Source organism: Methanofollis tationis (genome assembly GCF_013377755.1).
Lineage (GTDB): Archaea > Halobacteriota > Methanomicrobia > Methanomicrobiales > Methanofollaceae > Methanofollis > Methanofollis tationis.
The window spans coordinates 1,603,006-1,619,717 of sequence record NZ_JABXWR010000001.1 but is presented as its reverse complement, the minus strand read 5'-3'; the positions used below and the strand labels follow the sequence as shown (position 1 = coordinate 1,619,717).

19 protein-coding genes and 1 pseudogene are annotated in these 16,712 nt (G+C 59.7%); 7 read left to right on the top strand and 13 right to left on the bottom strand.

The genetic code is table 11. The features are described 5' to 3' along the window. Nucleotides 1–9: 9 nt before the first annotated feature. The 3 genes from HWN36_RS08480 to HWN36_RS08470 all read left to right on the top strand — a co-directional run bounded on the left by HWN36_RS08480 (nucleotide 10) and on the right by HWN36_RS08470 (nucleotide 2,390). Complete coding sequence (locus tag HWN36_RS08480; protein ID WP_246269886.1) at nucleotides 10–1,206, top strand: ammonium transporter; 1,197 nt, start codon at nucleotides 10–12, stop codon at nucleotides 1,204–1,206. Beyond that, nucleotides 1,207–1,545 carry a P-II family nitrogen regulator gene (locus HWN36_RS08475; RefSeq protein ID WP_176788939.1) on the top strand — a complete coding sequence of 113 codons (339 nt, stop codon included), beginning with the start codon at nucleotides 1,207–1,209 and terminating at the stop codon, nucleotides 1,543–1,545. 149 nt (nucleotides 1,546–1,694) lie between these two features. Further along, nucleotides 1,695–2,390: a type 1 glutamine amidotransferase gene (locus tag HWN36_RS08470; RefSeq protein ID WP_176788938.1), complete on the top strand. Its 696-nt coding sequence runs from the start codon at nucleotides 1,695–1,697 to the stop codon at nucleotides 2,388–2,390. A gap of 11 nt (nucleotides 2,391–2,401) precedes the next feature. Here HWN36_RS08470 and HWN36_RS08465 read toward each other — a convergent pair whose 3' ends face one another. Then, nucleotides 2,402–2,680 (bottom strand): ubiquitin-like small modifier protein 1, encoded by a 279-nt coding sequence (locus HWN36_RS08465; RefSeq protein ID WP_176788937.1) that lies wholly within the window; start codon nucleotides 2,678–2,680, stop codon nucleotides 2,402–2,404. 42 nt (nucleotides 2,681–2,722) lie between these two features. Next, nucleotides 2,723–3,517, bottom strand: coding sequence for an aldehyde ferredoxin oxidoreductase C-terminal domain-containing protein (locus HWN36_RS08460; protein ID WP_343044991.1), 795 nt, complete (start codon nucleotides 3,515–3,517; stop codon nucleotides 2,723–2,725). Nucleotides 3,518–3,579: 62 nt separating this feature from the next. Here HWN36_RS08460 and HWN36_RS08455 point away from each other — a divergent pair, with 62 nt between their 5' ends. Next, nucleotides 3,580–4,707, top strand: coding sequence for an IS256 family transposase (locus HWN36_RS08455; RefSeq protein WP_176787296.1), 1,128 nt, complete (start codon nucleotides 3,580–3,582; stop codon nucleotides 4,705–4,707). A 28-nt stretch (nucleotides 4,708–4,735) separates the two neighbouring features. On the opposite strand, the gene HWN36_RS08450 is transcribed toward HWN36_RS08455, so the two are convergent. From HWN36_RS08450 to HWN36_RS08405, 10 genes are all read right to left on the bottom strand, one after another. Further along, nucleotides 4,736–5,761, bottom strand: coding sequence for an aldehyde ferredoxin oxidoreductase family protein (locus tag HWN36_RS08450; RefSeq protein ID WP_246269986.1), 1,026 nt, complete (start codon nucleotides 5,759–5,761; stop codon nucleotides 4,736–4,738). Nucleotides 5,762–5,866: 105 nt separating this feature from the next. After that, nucleotides 5,867–6,580: an aromatic aminobenezylarsenical efflux permease ArsG family transporter gene (locus HWN36_RS08445; protein ID WP_176788936.1), complete on the bottom strand. Its 714-nt coding sequence runs from the start codon at nucleotides 6,578–6,580 to the stop codon at nucleotides 5,867–5,869. An 8-nt stretch (nucleotides 6,581–6,588) separates the two neighbouring features. Further along, entirely contained in the window at nucleotides 6,589–7,077 is a 489-nt protein-coding gene (locus tag HWN36_RS08440; protein ID WP_176788935.1) for a nitrophenyl compound nitroreductase subunit ArsF family protein, read from the bottom strand. 82 nt (nucleotides 7,078–7,159) lie between these two features. Continuing rightward, nucleotides 7,160–7,510 (bottom strand): putative zinc-binding protein, encoded by a 351-nt coding sequence (locus HWN36_RS08435; protein WP_176788934.1) that lies wholly within the window; start codon nucleotides 7,508–7,510, stop codon nucleotides 7,160–7,162. Further along, complete coding sequence (locus HWN36_RS08430; RefSeq protein ID WP_176788933.1) at nucleotides 7,511–7,918, bottom strand: arsenate reductase ArsC; 408 nt, start codon at nucleotides 7,916–7,918, stop codon at nucleotides 7,511–7,513. It abuts the gene before it with no gap. Between the two features lie 17 nt (nucleotides 7,919–7,935). Continuing rightward, entirely contained in the window at nucleotides 7,936–8,706 is a 771-nt protein-coding gene (locus tag HWN36_RS08425; protein WP_246269885.1) for a DUF169 domain-containing protein, read from the bottom strand. A gap of 114 nt (nucleotides 8,707–8,820) precedes the next feature. Continuing rightward, entirely contained in the window at nucleotides 8,821–9,576 is a 756-nt protein-coding gene (locus HWN36_RS08420) for an MIP/aquaporin family protein (RefSeq protein WP_176788931.1), read from the bottom strand. A 5-nt stretch (nucleotides 9,577–9,581) separates the two neighbouring features. Then, a complete protein-coding gene (locus HWN36_RS08415) occupies nucleotides 9,582–9,791 on the bottom strand; it encodes a DUF2180 family protein (RefSeq protein WP_176788930.1) in 210 nt (69 codons plus the stop codon). Between the two features lie 19 nt (nucleotides 9,792–9,810). Continuing rightward, nucleotides 9,811–11,310, bottom strand: a complete 1,500-nt coding sequence (locus tag HWN36_RS08410; RefSeq protein WP_176788929.1) for a DUF2193 domain-containing protein — start codon at nucleotides 11,308–11,310, stop codon at nucleotides 9,811–9,813. 111 nt (nucleotides 11,311–11,421) lie between these two features. Further along, nucleotides 11,422–12,840, bottom strand: a complete 1,419-nt coding sequence (locus tag HWN36_RS08405; RefSeq protein ID WP_176788724.1) for a transposase — start codon at nucleotides 12,838–12,840, stop codon at nucleotides 11,422–11,424. A 116-nt stretch (nucleotides 12,841–12,956) separates the two neighbouring features. On the opposite strand from HWN36_RS08405, the pseudogene HWN36_RS08400 reads away from it, so the two are divergent. The 3 genes and pseudogenes from HWN36_RS08400 to HWN36_RS08390 all read left to right on the top strand — a co-directional run bounded on the left by HWN36_RS08400 (nucleotide 12,957) and on the right by HWN36_RS08390 (nucleotide 16,475). Further along, nucleotides 12,957–13,834, top strand: a pseudogene (locus HWN36_RS08400) (IS5 family transposase). A gap of 143 nt (nucleotides 13,835–13,977) precedes the next feature. Further along, on the top strand, nucleotides 13,978–15,135 hold the full coding sequence (locus HWN36_RS08395; protein WP_176788927.1) for an ISH3 family transposase: 1,158 nt from the start codon (nucleotides 13,978–13,980) through the stop codon (nucleotides 15,133–15,135). 269 nt (nucleotides 15,136–15,404) lie between these two features. Further along, nucleotides 15,405–16,475, top strand: a complete 1,071-nt coding sequence (locus HWN36_RS08390) for a hypothetical protein (protein WP_176788926.1) — start codon at nucleotides 15,405–15,407, stop codon at nucleotides 16,473–16,475. Between the two features lie 56 nt (nucleotides 16,476–16,531). Here HWN36_RS08390 and HWN36_RS08385 read toward each other — a convergent pair whose 3' ends face one another. Next, nucleotides 16,532–16,681 carry a hypothetical protein gene (locus HWN36_RS08385; protein WP_176788925.1) on the bottom strand — a complete coding sequence of 50 codons (150 nt, stop codon included), beginning with the start codon at nucleotides 16,679–16,681 and terminating at the stop codon, nucleotides 16,532–16,534. Nucleotides 16,682–16,712: the final 31 nt, after the last annotated feature.

The window sequence follows — 16,712 nt, the reverse complement described above, 5'->3', positions numbered from 1 at the left end:
TTCCTCGTCATGTTCATGCAGGCCGGGTTCTCGATGGTCGAGACCGGCTTTACGAGGGCCAAGAACGCTGCCAACATCATGATGAAGAACATGATGGACTTCTCCATCGGCGCCCTCTCCTACTGGGTGGTCGGTTTCGCCATCATGTACGGCACGATGCAGGGCATGGACTGGCTGATGGGATGGTCGGGCTTCTTCCTGATCGGCGACGCCTACGACGTGACCACCATCGAGTCATGGTTCTTCCAGATGGTCTTCGCCGCCACGGCCGCCACGATCGTCTCGGGTGCGGTCGCGGAGCGGTGCAAGTTCTCGACCTACATCCTGGCAAGCGTGGCGATCACGGCACTCATCTACCCGCTCTACGGCCACTGGATCTGGGGCGGCGGCTGGCTCTCTGGCCTCGGCGCCCTCGACTTCGCGGGCTCGGGCGTCGTCCACGCCCTCGGCGGCTGGGTCGCCCTCGCAGGTGCACTCCTGCTCGGCCCCCGCATCGGGAAGTACGCAAAGGACGGCACACCCCGTGCAATCCCCGGTCACTCGGTCACCCTGGGCATCCTGGGTGTCTTCATCCTCTGGTTCGGGTGGTACGGGTTCAACTGCGGCTCGACCCTGGTGGGCAACGACCTGCGGATCTCGGTCATCGCTGCGAACACCACCCTTGCGGCGGCGGCGGCGATGGTCACGGCGATGGCCTTCACCTGGGCATGGCACGGCAAACCCGACGTCTCGATGGCGGGCAACGCCGCGATCGCGGGCCTGGTCGCCATCACGGCCGGGTGCGCCTGGGTGAACCCCCCCTCGGCGGTGCTGATCGGTATCGTCGGCGGCATCCTGGTCGTCCTGGGGGTCTGGTTCCTCGACTGGAAACTGCACATCGACGACCCGGTGGGTGCGATCTCGGTCCACGGCATCAACGGCGCATGGGGCCTGATCGCCCTCGGGATCTTCGCGGACGGCACCTACGGCGGTGTTGCCGGCCTGCTCTTCGGCGGGGCAGACTTCTTCACCGCACAGGTGATATCCACCGTGGTGAACTTCGCGTGGGCGTTCGGCATGGGCCTGCTCGTCTTCGGCATCCTGAAGATGACCCTCGGGATCAGGGTCTCCGCGGCCGAAGAGCAGCAGGGCCTCGACCTCGGCGAGCACGGCATGTCCGCATACCCGAACTTTGTGGCCACCGAGCCCGCAATGGAGGCTGAGTAAATGAAGAAGATCGAAGCGATCATCAGGACGACAAAGTTTGAGAATGTAAAGGTGGCCCTTGAAGGCATCGGGATGGTCTCCATGACCGTCACCGAGGTCAAGGGCCGGGGCCAGCAGAAGGGGATCAAACAGCAGTGGAGGGGCGCCGAGTATATCGTCGACCTCATCCCCAAGACCAAGATCGAACTGGTGGTGGAGGACAGCAAGGTCGACATCGTGATCGTGACCCTGGCCGAGGCCGCACGGACCGGGCAGATCGGCGACGGCAAGATCTTCGTCATCCCGGTGGAACGGGCGATCAGGGTACGGACCGGGGAGGAGGGCGACAGCGCCCTCTAAACCTCCTCCCCCGGCATTACACCTCGCACGCCCCACCTCTCCCCGGGAGCACCCATCTCCATCAATTCCATGGTCCTCCCTCATCCCGGGGATCTTTTTTGCCTTCAGGCAGGATCGTTCCAGGACAACACACGAAAACACGGTGAACCATGCACGCAGCACTGATCCAGCACATCGCCTGCGAGGGTCCGGGCCCCCTCCTCGAGGAGATCCTCGAAGAGCGGGGGATCTCCGCAACGGTCGCACGGATGGACCGCGGCGATCCCGTCCCGGAAGACGCGGACCTCATGATCGTCCTCGGCGGGCCGATGAACGTCTATCAAGAAGAGCGCTACCCCCACCTCGCCGACCTCGATGCGGCGATCCGCACCTTCGTCCAGGGCGGCGGGCACTACCTCGGCTTCTGCCTGGGCGGGCAACTCCTGGCGAAGGCGCTCGGCGGCCTGGTTATGCGAAACCCGGCCCCTGAGATCGGGCTCTTCCCCCTCACCCTGACGCGCGAGGGGACGAAGGACGCCCTCTTCGACGGCGTGCCGCGGACCTTCCCGACGATCGAATGGCACTTCGACACCTTCGCCGTCCCGAAGGGCGCCGACCTCCTGGCGACCTCGCGCTCCTGCAAAAACCAGGCCTTCAGGTTCAAGAACGCCTGGGCCCTCCAGTTCCACCCCGAGGTCACCGTCGGGATGCTCGAAGAATGGGTGGCGGTCTACGAGACCGACCTGCGACGGGTCGGCCTGCCGCCGCAGGCGGTGACCGGGTATGCCGGCGGGTGGCGCGACGAACTGGAGCGCCTCTCCCGCCGGATCATCGGGAACTTCCTGGACAGCGCCGGTCGGGGATGACGGCGCCCCCCTCACCCCCCGCCCGCCGGCGGGAAGAGAGCGACGAGATCGCCCTCGTGGAGCGGGGTTGAGAGGCCCTGCAGGAAATAGACATTTCTCCCGTTGAGCAGGATATTGACATACTCCTTCAGCACGCCCGGCGCCGAGAAGATATCCCCGGCAAACCCGGGATGCCGTCCGGTGAGCACCGTCAGCAGGTCGGCGACGGTGGCGCCTTCCTCGATCACGACCGTTGCCTGCGGCTCCATCCATCGCCGAAAGGTTGCAAACGCCTTTACCGTCACCTGCATCAGATCATCTCCCCGCCCGGGCCCGGGACGTATCGCTACACCTCACGTGAGCCCGAGTTCCTTTACCTTCTCCGGCGTCGGCACGCCCTCCGCGTCCCAGCCGCGCAGCGCATAGTACTCATCGAGCAGGCGACCGGGCTCCCAGACCCGGCCTTTCGGAGAGAGGTCCTGCAGGGGCTCGGTGAGCAGACGCTCCGGGAGCGTATCGTCCGCCCTCGTATAGCCCGCCCCGATGTTGAAGAGTTTCTGGAGGTTCCAGATCCGCTCGCCTGTCCTGAGCAGGGCGTCGGCGTCCATCGCCATCCCGGTCGTCGCCGCCACCAGGTCGGCATAATCCTTTGCATCGAGTGCGAACGAGGTGAAGAGGCACATCCCGGAGGCGTCGATCGCCGCCGTGAGGTCCTGGAAAATCTTCACCCATCCGGCCTTCCCCTCGCTGACATAGGGGTCGAGCTTCTCGGGAGAGCCGAGCACTTCGGGCGCGATCATATAGCCATAGACATGGTCGCCCCCCCTGACCGAGGTGGCGTATGACAGGCCGTGTCCCTGCAGCCCCCGCGGGTCATAGGCCGGCAGGTCCTGCTTCTTGACGCTCATCGAGAGTTCGGGGTGGCCGTGCCGTTCAGCAAAACGGTAGGACCCGTCGGCGAGTTCGGCGCCGAATCCTTCGCGGTAGCCGATCTGCCGGACAAGATCGAGGAGACCATCCACCTCGCCAAACTGCGGCCCCTCGTCGATGAAACCCTTCTCGCGCATCTCCATCGCGCAGGCGATCGCCCCCGGCGTCCCGATCGCATCGAGCCCGAGGCGGTTGCACTCCCAGATAGTGTAACGAATCTTCTGTAAAAATAATTTGGCCCTGAATCCAACCTAGATTTGCAGAAAGGAGAAACAGGGCCATGGATCCCTTAGCGTTAATCGAAGATTATCTTTCCGATAATGAGAATGGCATGAAGACCCTCATCACCTGGTTCCTCAACCAGGTGATGCTGCTCGAAGCCCTCCACCAGGCGGGAGCCGAGCAGTATGAACGAACCGATGCGCGGAAGGCTCACCGAAACGGCTACAAGAAGCGATCTCTGAAAACCCGATATGGAGAAACGATCCTCCAGAAACCGCAGTTCCGAGAATTTCCCTTCGAAACACAGGTATTTGGACGCTATTCCCGGGTTGAGAAGGCTCTTGAGAATGCTATCTTTGAATCCTACCTTCAGGGAGTCTCAACCCGCCGGATCCAGGAGATTGTTGCTCATTTTGGCATCGAACAACTCTCTCCTGCTTCAGTATCCAGGATAGCAAAGGACCTCGATGAACAGGTCCATGCATTCCTTCAGAGGCCGATTGAACAGGAGATTCCCTATCTCTTTGTGGATGCTTCGTACTACAAAGTCAGAGAGGGACCACGCTACATCACCAAAGCTCTTCTGGTGATCGCCGGTGTTCGAATGGATGGCTACCGCGAAATCCTGGGAGCCAGAATCACTGATTGCGAGAATGAGATGTTCTGGTCGGGATTGTTCGAAGACCTCAAAGAACGAGGATTGGTGGGTGTCAAGATGGTTGTCTCAGATGGTCATGCCGGGATCCAGAAGGCGGCGGAAGCCACCTTCCTCGGCGCATCGTGGCAGATGTGCTCGGTCCATTGCACCCGGGCGGTTTTAAAGAATATTCCACGGAAACATCAGAAAGAAGTTGCTGAGTCCTTGAAGGAGGCATATGGGGACGAGGAGAGACTGCAGGAGCTTGCAGACGATCTGAACGAACGAGGATATCGGAAAGCGGCCAATACGATCGAGAGATTCATCCCGGGACTTATGAGTTACACGGCGTTCCCGAAAGAGCACGCAAAGCGGATCCGAACGACGAACATGATGGAAAGAGTCAACAAGGAACTGAAACGGAGAACCAAAGTTGTAGGGGCCTTTCCCAATGAAGAGTCACTCCTCAGGCTGGCAGGATCCATCCTGATGGACATCAATGAGGAGTGGGTGACCGGCAGAAGATATTTGACGATGGAGGGGGAATGATCAAACAAGGAGACAGGGCTCAGACGAATTACAGAAGATCTGAAACACTACCCTCCCATGCCGCCTTCGTCACCAGTTTGATATCTTCGTTGCCGATATCGGCGCCGAACGCCCAGACCGGCTCGTACTCCGGCCCCTCGTGCACCTCGCCGTCGACCTCGCAGACGCGGCTGCACCGGACGATGCAGGCATAGCACCCGGTGTTCTTCTTCAGGATCGTCTCCGCGATTTTCTCGCCCGAAATGTTCTCGGCACCTGCAAAATGGCCGCTCTGGAAGTTGCGCGTCGGGAGGATCCCGTTCTCGTTGACGATGTTGACGAGCACCGAGGTGCCGTACTTCGTCAATGCCTCGCAGATCCCGTTCTTCTGGATCTTCTCGCGGATCCGCTCTTTCACGGCGTTGAGGCGCTCCTGATCGGCCACCCCGATCGGGAGGTTGCCGGTAGCAACGATCGCCTTGAGGTTCTTGCTCCCCATCACCGCCCCGAACCCGTTCCGTCCGGCCGCCCGGTCGTCGTCGTTCATGATACAGGCAATAAGGCTCTGCTTCTCGCCGGCCGGGCCGATGCACGCCACCTTCGCCTTCGGGTCGCCGATATCGGCGATGAGGGCTTCGGTCGTCTCATAGACGTCCCTGCCCCAGTAGGGCGAGGCGTCGCGGAGTTCGGCCGACCCTTCATTGAGGAAGAGATAGACCGGCTTTTCTGACCGTCCAGAAATAACCGCCGCGTCGAACCCGGCCTTCTTGATCTTCCAGCCGAAGGTCCCGCCGCTGTTCGCGGAGGCGAGGGTGCCGTTCAGGGGCGACTTCGCGCTCACCTCGTAGCGGCTCCCGAGGGGGATGCCCGTCCCGGTGAGCGGACCCGAGGCGAGGACAAAGACGTTCGCGGGTGAGAGCGGATCGGTGGTGGGATCCACCCGATCCGCGACGATGCGGGCGCCAAACCCCCTTCCGCCGAGGTACTGGCGCTTCAGGTCGTCAGGGGTCGGGCGTATCTCGACTGTGCCCCTGCCGAGATCTGCATAAACTATCTTTCCGGCATATCCGTCCATGGGTATCACCAGAGGGAGTGATGGCGGGAGATGAGATAAAGATTGTTCAGAAAATCTTGAACTCTTTTCATCTCTACGAAGGTGCCCACACGGCACCCCGCAGCCTCACCACAACCACACGTTTCCGAGGGAGTAGAGGCCGATCGCGATGAACACCACGGCGACGCATCTCTTCACCCAGAGATCAACCTCCTGCGCCCGCTGCATCAGCCGCGCCGCCTGCCCCACCCCGCGGACGAGCAGCAGAGAGACCAGAATGACCGGCAGGGCCGTTGCAACGCCAAAGACCGCCGGCACGAGGATGGCGTCGCCGGTGTTCAGGGCGAGGGGAATGAGCATGCCGAAGAAGAGCACGGCGCTGAACGGGCAGAAACTGAGTGCGAACAGAACGCCGAGAACAAAACTCCCTGCAACTCCTTTCTCGGAAAACCACTCCATAAGGGAGGTGAGCCACCTCCCGCCTCCTGGAAGGTTGATCTCGACGAGATCGAGCATCAGGACGCCAAGGAGGAGGAGCAGCGGCCCGATGAGCATCTCCCCGTAGTCCTGGAGAAAGAAGGAGACGGCCTGCACATTCAGGCCCGCATAGACGATCGCCGCTGCGATGGCCACGTACGCGACCGTTCTCCCGGCACCGTAGAGCACCCCGACCAGAAGGGTGCGGCGACCGGTATCGATCCGGCGGGAGACATAGGCAATGGCGGTGATGTTGGTTGCGAGCGGGCACGGGCTCATCGCCATCATCAGCCCGATAAAAAAGGCGGCGATGATGGGGATGCCGCTCATCCCCATCGCCTGCATAAATCCCATAACGTCCATGACGATCCTTATTGCCCGAGTTGCTGGTCGATGACGGCCTTCAGATAGCCCATGAACCGGGTCTGCGACCCGATCAGGTACCAGGGTGCGATCAGTTCTTCGGCATGGAAACCATTCTCGTCATAGATCCCGATCCAGAGCGACGAGCCCGTCGGACCGTATCGCTCGACGATTTCACGGTTCTCCGGCACTCCAACATCGATGTGGCTGAAGACAAGCCGCCCTGATTCGAGTTCCTCTGCATAATAGGTGTTCACCGTCATCTCGGCGAGGTCGCCGAGGATGATGCAGGACGTACACCTGTTTGAGCCGTAGAAATGGAAGAGTTCGACGTGCTCGACATTCGATCCGGTATAGGCGATCTCGGTCGACTGACCATTCGCCGCCCCCTCTTCCTCTCCCAGACATCCAGCGGTGAGCACCGCCAGCGATACGATGACAAGGAGCAGGGGGACGGCTGTAATCCGATAATTCTTCATAAGGGTTCGTGGTTTCATCATCCCTTCTCCCTGAGTATGGGCGAGCGCACTGGCACGGCGGCGCCCTGTTCTTCGAGAAACAGATGGTCTTTCGCGTGGTTCATTTCCTGCACCCCCCCATCGCCGCCCGCACGGCGGCGGCAAGGCACTCGATCTCGGCGTACTGCGGATCGTCCATCCCCCGCTTTTTGATCCCGCAGGCGGTGGCGACGACGTGCAGGTCGGGCTCGACCGAAAGCGCCCGCACCTTCTTCATCCCGCAGCAGTCCTCGCACCCGTCCAGCACCAGGATGCGGTCGGCGTGCCTGACAGCGCCCTCCAGCGCCGCCGCCCGCGCACGGACGCAGGCCTCGATCTCGCCGCCGCAGCGGTGCACGAGCACCGCCCCGGCCTGCGCGGTCAGTTTTCCGGTGCTCGAGATCCCCGAGCAGGCGACGATGGTGAACGCCATCTACGCCACTCCAAAGGTTTCGTCGATCCAGGCGACGATCTCGTCCCGGATCCGGCGCACGCCGTCCATGATCTCCCCGTCGGTGCCGGTAAGACGTGAGGGGTCGGGGAAACTCCGGTGGACCGTTTCCTTCGCCCAGGGAAAGAGCGGGCAGGTGCCGCCCTCGCAGACAGCGACCAGCACGTCCATCTCCTCTCCTGCAAAGGTGGAGATATGCTTCGAGTGCTGCCCTGAGATGTCGATCCCGATCTCCGCCATCGCGCGGACCGCGTAGGGGTTCAGCCCCCCGGTCTCGGTCCCGGCGGAGTACGCCTCATAGCGGTCGCCGTAGCGGGCGTTCATGTAGCCCTCGGCCATCTGCGACCGGGCGGCGTTGTGGGTGCAGACAAAGAGCACGCGTCGTTTCATCTGACCAGATCCTTCTTTTAGAGTTCAGAGCAGGAGCCCGGCGCGCTCTTCCGCTCTTTTGCAAGCGCCGCATAGGCGTGTTTGCCGCGGGAGTGGGGGAGCGCCCGGCCTCCAAGGTGTTTGAGGTGCGCAACGATCGCCGGCAGCTCTTCGGCCGGGAAGCCGAGAACCGCCTCTCCCGCCGCCATATCGGTGGCGTCCCGGCAGCCGTAGCAGCCAAGCCCGTAGTTGAGGCGCCGCTCGACATACGGGATGATCGTCGAATCCACACAGGTCGCCTGGAGCACCGCCGTCGAACCGCGGACGCGCTCGCCGCCGTGGGCGTGCATGTACGAGAGGGCGATCCACATCAGTTTCTCAGTCTCGTCCTCGACCACCACGAGATCAGGGATCTCTTCGGCCAGGTCGAGCGGGAAGAGATCGATCTGCCCGACCGATCCCATCTCAAGGACCGTCATGCCCTCGAACATCTTCGCCCCGACCGCCTCTTCGGCGGTGATCCCGAACCCGACCAACCCTTTGCCGGTCCTGAGCGGTTCGGGGAGAGGTTTGAACCCGAAGGCGCGTGCCGCCGCCGGACAGGCGATCGTCTCGCCGGTGACGACGACGTGCTCGCCGTGCCGCGCCCGCATCAGTGCCTGGCAGTAGCGGTTGCCCTCTGCCCTGACCGCACCCGGCACGGGAGCGTCGGTTTTCAGCAGCCTGACCCCGACCGGGGAGCCGCGGAGGCCCAGGATATCCTTCATCGCGATCCCGGCGGACCTGATCTCTTCGATGGTTGTCATCATACGTACAGTGATTCAAAAATATTTGAAATTATGGTTTTGGGGTGGCCGGATCTTTTCTGCGAACCGCATTCAGATGAAAAAAGATATGATTCAGAGGCCAGAATCTCACCCTGTTTATTCAGAAGAGTCCTCCCGGCCTGCGAGATAATCATAGAAGAACGCCGCAATGACCGCACCGACGATCGGGCCGATGATATAGATCGGAAAATATACCCAGAGGTCAGGCCCACCCAGGAGAGCATCTGCGAGGTACGGGCCGAAGGTGCGTGCCGGGTTGAGCGACGAGCCCGTAATATTCCCGATGGTGGTGATCACCCCGCCCACCGTCAATCCGATGATCAGCCCGGCAAACCCCGGCGGGGCCTTTTTGTCCACAGCAATCCCCATGATGACGAGCACCAGCACAAAGGTGCCGATCGCCTCAGCCAGGATCGCCTGACCGTAGCTGATCCCGGGGAACGGGGCGGTGGCGCCGAGCCCGCCGATCGTGACCGCATCCAGGCCGGCACTGGCGGCAAAGAGAAAACTCCCCACAGCAGCGCCGATCAGCTGGGCAACGATGTATGCCCCGGTATCACCGGCCGGGAAACGTTTTGTGGCCCAGAGGGCGAGGGTCACGGCAGGGTTGATGTGCGCGCCCGAGACCCTCCCCATCGAGTAGATCACCGCGGCGATCACGATGGTGAAGGCCATACCGATGGCAAACCAGTCCCCCAGTCCCCCCAGTGCGCCGATGCCGATATTGAACGGCGTTCCGGTATCGGTCCCCCGCGCGATCATCAGGGTGATAGCCGCGGCTCCAGCACCGAAGTACACGAGAAGCGCGGTCCCGGCAAGTTCGGCTATACAGCGCTTCAGCAGGTTGGCCATCTGGATCATCCTCCCTTGAGAGCATGATAGCACTCAGGACAGAGGATCCTGGGGATCTTCGCCTTCACCCGCCGGGCCGGGAAGGGGTAACCCCCTTCCCACATATCCAGCTCCTCGCGCATCGCATGGTGTTCGCAGAGGCCCATCCCGCATACGATGCAGACCGCAACTGCATCAGATGAGCGCCCTTCCTTTGCACAGACATAGCACTTCATCCAGATCACCTCTGCCAGTTCAGACCGCTTCCTTCCACTGGCAGTAGCAGTGCCTGAAGTCCATCAGGGCCGCGGAGGCGCAGTCCTTGCAGATCCTGGCCGGCGCAGCGGCGACCTCCTTGTGCAGGGCGATGATGTTCGTCATGAGCGTCGCCGTGACCGGTTCGCTCGTGAGGAGACACGGATAGTCTGCAAGACGGAGCAACGAAGAGGCGCGCACGGTGATCGCACACGCCGGGTACGCGTAGCGTTGCGGGTTCATCAGGACGTCATTATTGTGGATCGGCGAGAGATCCACCTCGAAACCGCTGACCTTCGGCCTGAGCATCCCGCTCTGTCCGTTCTGCGCCCTGCGGGCCTTGTCCACATACTTCCAGCCGCGGTAGATCATGTCCATGAAGTCGCAGTTGTGCAGTTCAGCAGCGGCGCCGCGTTTCGGGTAGAGCTGCACATAGTTGTGCCACCGCTTGGTGAGGAGATCGACGAGCATGATCGCATTGAATCCGTCAAGTTCGAGGATGTACTCGGCAGCGCAGGCCGACGCCCCGGTGGCGAGCGAGAGGAGATCATACTCGCTCTTGCATTTCGGGACGGCGTTTCTCAGGTTGAGGTCCATCACGTCGGTTGCGGCCTCGATGGTCGCCATGATGACATCGTCCTTGCACATGTTGTACGTGGACTGGGCGATGTGATGGGCGATGTCGCCGACGCAGTAGGCCGGAACCGTGACGATGTTGGCGTAATGGACGCCATCATCGATCGCCGCCATGACCGCGCCCTCCATCTTCGTCCGGTATCCGGCCATGTACTTCCGGCAGTCGAACGAGGTCATGCCGGCAGCGTCCATCAGTTTTGCCTGGGTCTCGACCGGTTCGTCATAGACCGCCTTGAGCATCTGGATCTCCGCCTTCACCGCATCGGCGAGGGTAGCGCCTTTCTCGGTCTCCTGGGCAAACACCTCGCCGATACCGTAACTGGTGTTCATCCCCCACGACTTTGAAGCAAGGATCGCCTGTTTATGGGTGACCGGGATATCGACGGTCTGTAAGATCTGGTTGACCACATTGCTGGTGCTGCCAGGGATCAGGGCAAAGTCCACCACACAGGTCGGTCCGTAGAATCCGGCATACCGGCGGGCAGATTCCCGTCCAATCAGTGCCTCTGCCTTTCCGATCCCCTCGATGAAGGCGTCGACGCTCTTCCTGAACGCAGGATCCTCGCCATAGAGGATCTCTAGGACCACAGGGGTCTGGTAATGCTCGACGAAGGGATCGTCCTCAGGCCTGACGGTCTCTGTCAATCCTTTGAGGACCTCAAAGTGCGCTTTTACCGAGTCGGTGTGAAGCGAGAAGACTGCTTTCGACTGGTCTTCGACAGGTTTCATCTGGCTTACCGCATCGAGATACGCCCTGGCATCCTCAATGACGAAAGCCTCCCCCCGCTTCTTCTTCACCATGCCGACATCTGCCCGCTGGGCAGCCATCGCCTCGTCGACCATCTTCCTATACAGTTCTGACATCTCTCATTCACCTCTCCGTGGTTTCTCTTCCGCTCTTTTCAGATCAGAAGAGGGCCCACAGAGGAGGAATGAGGGGTCATCCTATTTAAAAGTATTTCAAACCCAAACTCCTCAAGCATTAGGGAATATATCGAGTTCCAGTTTCTCCGCGATCTTCCGCACCCCCTTCGGCACCTCGGTGATCCGTCTCTCCTCCCCCGCTCCCACCGCGTACACCTTTGAGAGTTTCAGCAGCAGCCCCTGCGGTGACAGGTGCGCTGTCATCCCCGCCCTCTTGATCCGGTTCAGGATCCGGCAGTAGAGATAGAGACAGAGAAACCCGACAAAGACATGGCCGAACACCGCCGTTGCGTCCCGGAGGTAGAGCTTGTCTGCCTGGATCAAACTCTTGAACGCAGCAAAATGGTCCTCGACCAGGTTTCTCGACTTATACATCTGGTAGATCTCCTGGGGCTCCGCCTTCACCGAGGAGAGGATCAGGATCCGGCCCGCACGCTTCAGCCTCACGTTCAGCGCTTCCCGATCGATCTCTCCCTCCTCCAGCAGGCGGTAGAGGGTCTTCTCCTCTTCGACCTTCAGGTCGGCATCCTCGTAGAGATAGAGTGTCAGTCCGTCGATCTCCCTTTTACCGGCATGGATCAGCCGTTTGTGGTAGAAGAAGTGGTCGGTGAGATGGATCCTGATCTCGTACCTGGTGCTATTGCGGCGTTGCGGGAGGACGAACGGGATCTTCGCCTCGATCAGGGCTGTTTCGTTCTTCTCCGAGACGAATCCACGATCGAGGACAAGAATGCCTCCTGGTGCTGCGATCTCGGCGAGGGATCCAACGAGAGTCGAGACATCCCTGACCGAACCCGGCAGGGCGCGGATCATCACCGGAAGGCCGGTATCCATGGCGCTGAAGAGTGCAATGTTCACCTGGGGCAGCCAGACCCCTTCAGCGTTGTAGCCGAACTCTGCCAGGTTTACGGTGTCGGAGGAAGAGAAGATGAACGAGAGGTCGTAGATGAGCCGGTTCGATTGTGAGGAGAGGTACTGGAACACCTGCTGCTGGGCATGACGATCGCCGCCGATCGCGGTGAGCGTACGCGAGAGAGCGCGGGGATCGCAGGACGGCGCGATCTCAAGGCCGTTATTGAGTTTCTCCCAGGCATCATTGACCCGGGAGAGCGGCGTGTACCCGGAGATCCGGGTGAAGGTGAGGGCGACGATCTCCTGCCAGTGGCCCGGGAAGGCGTCTTTCAGGATGGGGAGAAGGTCACTGGACTCTTCTTCCAGCAGGGCAGCGTTGCCATATTCGTGGATGGTGCAGGGCTGGATGGTTGGCGTTCGCGCACCTTTGGGTACCAGGCCATGATCTTTCGTGAGCCGGCCGAGGTACGTGCTCACCTTCCGGGGGGATTTGCTCGCTTTGTCGTAGACGCTTGTCGAACGGTAGACGTAGGGTTTGTCCTGGATGTACTTGATCTCAAGGCACTTCTCGCCCTTCCGGCGTTGGTCTTCCAGCCACCCGCGAGCCCACTCGTCCATATGATACAATATTAGGGAATATAATATATAGATCTTTCCATCCTGCTGGGGGCGTTCTGGAAAAGAAGCGGATAGGGGAGAGTATGTGCCCTAAATCATGCGGTGTTTGGGATATAATGAACGTCTGGTTCGCCGCGGCGAATTCTACCTCTCCCTTGATTTCATCGACCACTGGACTGATCTCGTTTCCCGGATGAACACCGGCAAGCCCGGTCGTCCTTTTCACTATCCCGAACCCTTCATCACCTGGATGGCTTTCATTCACGTCTTCCTGCAGATGCCCTATCGCCAGATGGAGGGTTTTACCCGGAAACTCTCTATCTTTATTCCTTCCCTTGTTTCAGCAGATTATACAACCCTTTTCCGCCGGATCAAGCGTCTTGATATCTCCCTTCGGGTTGATCCAACGATCCTCTCACGCAATGTCATCATTGCTGTCGATAGCACCGGGATCAAAGTCACCAACCGCGGGGAATGGATGCGGGAGAAGTGGAGGGTCCGGCGCGGATGGATCAAGGTCCATGCGATGATCGACATCGAAACCAATCAGATCCTTGGTCTAGAGGTCACCGACGAATCGGTTCAGGATGATGCACGGTGTATTCCCCTCCTGGATCAGGTCCAGCAGCACTGTGGCAGGGAGCATACCATACGCCGTCTTCTTGCAGATGGGGCCTATGACCGGAACGAGATCTTCAATACGCTCGAAAAACGCGGGATCCTATCGGGAATCAAGACGCGAACAGATGCAGCGACCAGATCCACCGGATCGCCCTATCGCGCCGAATGCGTACGGGAGCGAGTACGATTGGGGGGATATAGAGAGTGGGCACAGGATATCGACTATGGGATGAGATGGAAGGCTGAAGGAGTGTTTTCCAGTGGAAAACGAATATTCGGCGAAACGGTGAGGGCGACTTCGAAGGAGGGAATGATCCGGGAGGTGAAGATGAAAATGAACTGCTACAATATGCTGCTTACAATGGTGAAGTGAGCGAGACGGCGGAGAAAAGAGGGAGGAAGAGTACAGGAGAGAGTTATGCAACACAGCACTAATTTTAGAAACCCCAAATCCCCCTCTACCGCCCGAAGCCCGCCCAAAATCGAAAGATCTATATAGATTGCAGGCTTCCCCTCATGCCTTTACCTAAATCGAGGGTGACCTGCAGAAAGAGCAACATTCTGAAACCTAAAGACTGTTGCGCCCCTGTTGTTTCGGCACTGGATCAGCATCTAACCATTCCCATTCAGGGAAAACTCACTCAAACGGACTTGATTTCTTCTCTGGTCGGCATGGCTGTAATGAATCAGTCAGTTCACTCAATCACCCACATCCTGGATCGGGTACCGTGCGAAACGTCCGTTCGCTACCACCTCAAAAAGCTCGATATGGCCGATTTGGAACAGAATAACACCTCGATCCTCACCACCCATATGCACCACGTCCTCAAACCGGGGTACGCCTATCAGTTTGCGATTGACTTTACCAACGATCCGTACTACGGGTCAACCGATGAGGAGAACGAAGCCTATATCGTGCGAAGTAAGCGTAAAAAGTCAACAAATGAGTTTTATTCCTACATCACTCTGTATGTGACCACCAGGAACCGGCAGATGACGCTGGCCGTGTTCCCGGTGCGCCGGGATACCTCGAAGGTCGGATACATCGCGCAATGTCTCGATCGGATCGCTGAACTCGGTCTTCGCATCGAAGTTCTCTGCCTGGATCGGGAGTTCTACACCCGGAAGGTGCTCGGGTTTCTGATGGACGTCCAGGTGCCGTTCATCGTTCCTGTCAGGAAACACGGGAAAAGGATGAAACAAGTCCTCCAGGGAACCCACTCCCGGTATGCTGAATATCGGATGCACGGAAAACCGGTGCTGGTCCTGAAGATTGCGATTGCCGTGAAGTATGCAAAAGGAAAACGGGGTAAGCGCGGCGTTGAGAATCTGGGTTACGTCGTGGGAAACCTCCGGTGGAATCCCCATCGGGTCCATCAGACCTATCGGTCCAGATTCTCGATTGAATCGTCCTATCGGATGCGCAACCAGGTGAAACCCCGTACGAGCACAAAAAACCCGGTCATCCGGTATCTCTACGCTATAATATCGTTCCTCCTCAAGAATATCTGGATCGATCTACTCTGGAAGCACTTTTCCCCCGTGAAACAGGGACCACAAACCATTGAGGTGCGCGGCTTCCGGTTCAGCTCCTTCATGTGCATAATCTGGGAGGCGATCCGCACATCGATGAGGGGTGCCAGAGCCATTCCTGTGTTAAGGTATCCTGTTTAGGAAAGGGAGCGAGAAACGCCGTTGAATGAAATGAGAGGGAGGAAGGAATTAGAGAAGTACTGGGGCCCCTCACGATCAGGCAGCATAGGATATATATAAATATTTGAATTAAAATGCTGTTGAGGTGCATGGCTGAAAAAAATATTTTTCCCGGGATATCGACCAGGGCGTCCGGGTCAGGGAGGTGTCCCGACGGCACCCGGGCACGGCCGCGGGCACGCTCACGGAGGGTGAGCGTGATGCATGCACCAGTATATGGAGTGTAACATATGAGACGAATACTTATTGCAGTCCTTATTTTTGGGCTTATGGCCATGGTCGCGCCGGCGCTGGCGCACACCGCGGACGACCCGTATAGGACGGATCTGATCGCCGGGCAGCACACGGACGCGGGGGACGTGCTGGTCTGGAACGACGATGAATATCTGTATGTGAAATTCCTCACGGCTGACAGGTGGTGCCTTGCCGAGACGCACCTTGCAGTCGCCGACGCTCTTGCCGGCATCCCGCAGACCGGGAATGGCAAGCTGCAGGCGAATAATGGCAAGTCAAAGGCAGGGAACGGGAAACAGCAGACCGGGAATGGCAACCCGATCCCGGGGCAGTTCGCATACGGGGAGTGTTATGATCCGTGCGTGGGCTCGGACACCTTCATGATCCCGCTGGATGAGGTGGGGCGCGGTACGCTGTATGTTGCCGCCCATGCCGTCGTGAAGAAGCCCGGCGGGCTGGACGGTCTGGAAGGGGTGCTGCCCGACGAGGTGACGATGCGGGTGACGTTCCAGTATCTGGGCGGCCCTACGTACCTCCCCGAGGTGACGGTTACAGGAGGAACAACCCTCGACGGCATCTATCCGGGCTGGTGCGTCAACACCGGGACAAATATTGAGAGAGACCGGGACTACCGGGCGGCCGTCTATTCAAGTTACGGCGCCATCCCGACCGGCACCATCGATCACCCCGAGAACCTGGACCTGGTGAACTGGATCATCAACCAGGGCTTTGTCGGGCAAACGGGCGGCAACGGCATCTACACGTTCGGGGACGTCCAGCGGGCGATCTGGCGTCTCGTCGACGACGATCCCGAACACGAGACCTATACCGGTTATGACGAGGGCCGGGTCCAGGAGATCCTCGCCGCCGCATATGCATATGGCGAGGGCTTTGTGCCCGGCCCGGGCGATCTGGTCGCGATCGTCCTGGTGCCCGAAGGCGGGCAGGTGATCATCATCGTCGTCCCGGTCCCGTGCGGCGAGGGTGAGGAGACCGCCTGGGGCTTCGGCACGCGCTTTGTCGAGAAGGGCAACTGGGGGACTTACTTCACCTATACGGTGGGGTGAGTCTCCTGACCGGGGGATCCCTCCAGAACGGATCCGCCCTCTTTTTTCTGCGGTCTTCACCGCCTCTCGAAGACCTTCTCGATCCGCACCCGCCGCCCGAGCACGGTCTCGTACCATTCCTGCTGCCTGCATGCCTGCTTCATGCTCCGGATCACGTGCCTGACCCGCATCCCGGTCTCAACATCGATCAGCACCAGTTTTGCCATCCGGTATCCCCTGCCGATGCATGAGATATAT

Coding starts and splice junctions, on each gene's coding strand:
- HWN36_RS08480 (WP_246269886.1), top strand. CDS start 10: ATGTTCATGCAGGCCGGGTTCTCGATGGTCGAGACCGGCTTTACGAGG.
- HWN36_RS08475 (WP_176788939.1), top strand. CDS start 1,207: ATGAAGAAGATCGAAGCGATCATCAGGACGACAAAGTTTGAGAATGTA.
- HWN36_RS08470 (WP_176788938.1), top strand. CDS start 1,695: ATGCACGCAGCACTGATCCAGCACATCGCCTGCGAGGGTCCGGGCCCC.
- HWN36_RS08465 (WP_176788937.1), bottom strand. CDS start 2,680: ATGCAGGTGACGGTAAAGGCGTTTGCAACCTTTCGGCGATGGATGGAG.
- HWN36_RS08455 (WP_176787296.1), top strand. CDS start 3,580: ATGGATCCCTTAGCGTTAATCGAAGATTATCTTTCCGATAATGAGAAT.
- HWN36_RS08450 (WP_246269986.1), bottom strand. CDS start 5,761: ATGGACGGATATGCCGGAAAGATAGTTTATGCAGATCTCGGCAGGGGC.
- HWN36_RS08445 (WP_176788936.1), bottom strand. CDS start 6,580: ATGGACGTTATGGGATTTATGCAGGCGATGGGGATGAGCGGCATCCCC.
- HWN36_RS08440 (WP_176788935.1), bottom strand. CDS start 7,077: ATGAAACCACGAACCCTTATGAAGAATTATCGGATTACAGCCGTCCCC.
- HWN36_RS08435 (WP_176788934.1), bottom strand. CDS start 7,510: ATGGCGTTCACCATCGTCGCCTGCTCGGGGATCTCGAGCACCGGAAAA.
- HWN36_RS08430 (WP_176788933.1), bottom strand. CDS start 7,918: ATGAAACGACGCGTGCTCTTTGTCTGCACCCACAACGCCGCCCGGTCG.
- HWN36_RS08425 (WP_246269885.1), bottom strand. CDS start 8,706: ATGATGACAACCATCGAAGAGATCAGGTCCGCCGGGATCGCGATGAAG.
- HWN36_RS08420 (WP_176788931.1), bottom strand. CDS start 9,576: ATGGCCAACCTGCTGAAGCGCTGTATAGCCGAACTTGCCGGGACCGCG.
- HWN36_RS08415 (WP_176788930.1), bottom strand. CDS start 9,791: ATGAAGTGCTATGTCTGTGCAAAGGAAGGGCGCTCATCTGATGCAGTT.
- HWN36_RS08410 (WP_176788929.1), bottom strand. CDS start 11,310: ATGTCAGAACTGTATAGGAAGATGGTCGACGAGGCGATGGCTGCCCAG.
- HWN36_RS08405 (WP_176788724.1), bottom strand. CDS start 12,840: ATGGACGAGTGGGCTCGCGGGTGGCTGGAAGACCAACGCCGGAAGGGC.
- HWN36_RS08395 (WP_176788927.1), top strand. CDS start 13,978: ATGCCTTTACCTAAATCGAGGGTGACCTGCAGAAAGAGCAACATTCTG.
- HWN36_RS08390 (WP_176788926.1), top strand. CDS start 15,405: ATGAGACGAATACTTATTGCAGTCCTTATTTTTGGGCTTATGGCCATG.
- HWN36_RS08385 (WP_176788925.1), bottom strand. CDS start 16,681: ATGGCAAAACTGGTGCTGATCGATGTTGAGACCGGGATGCGGGTCAGG.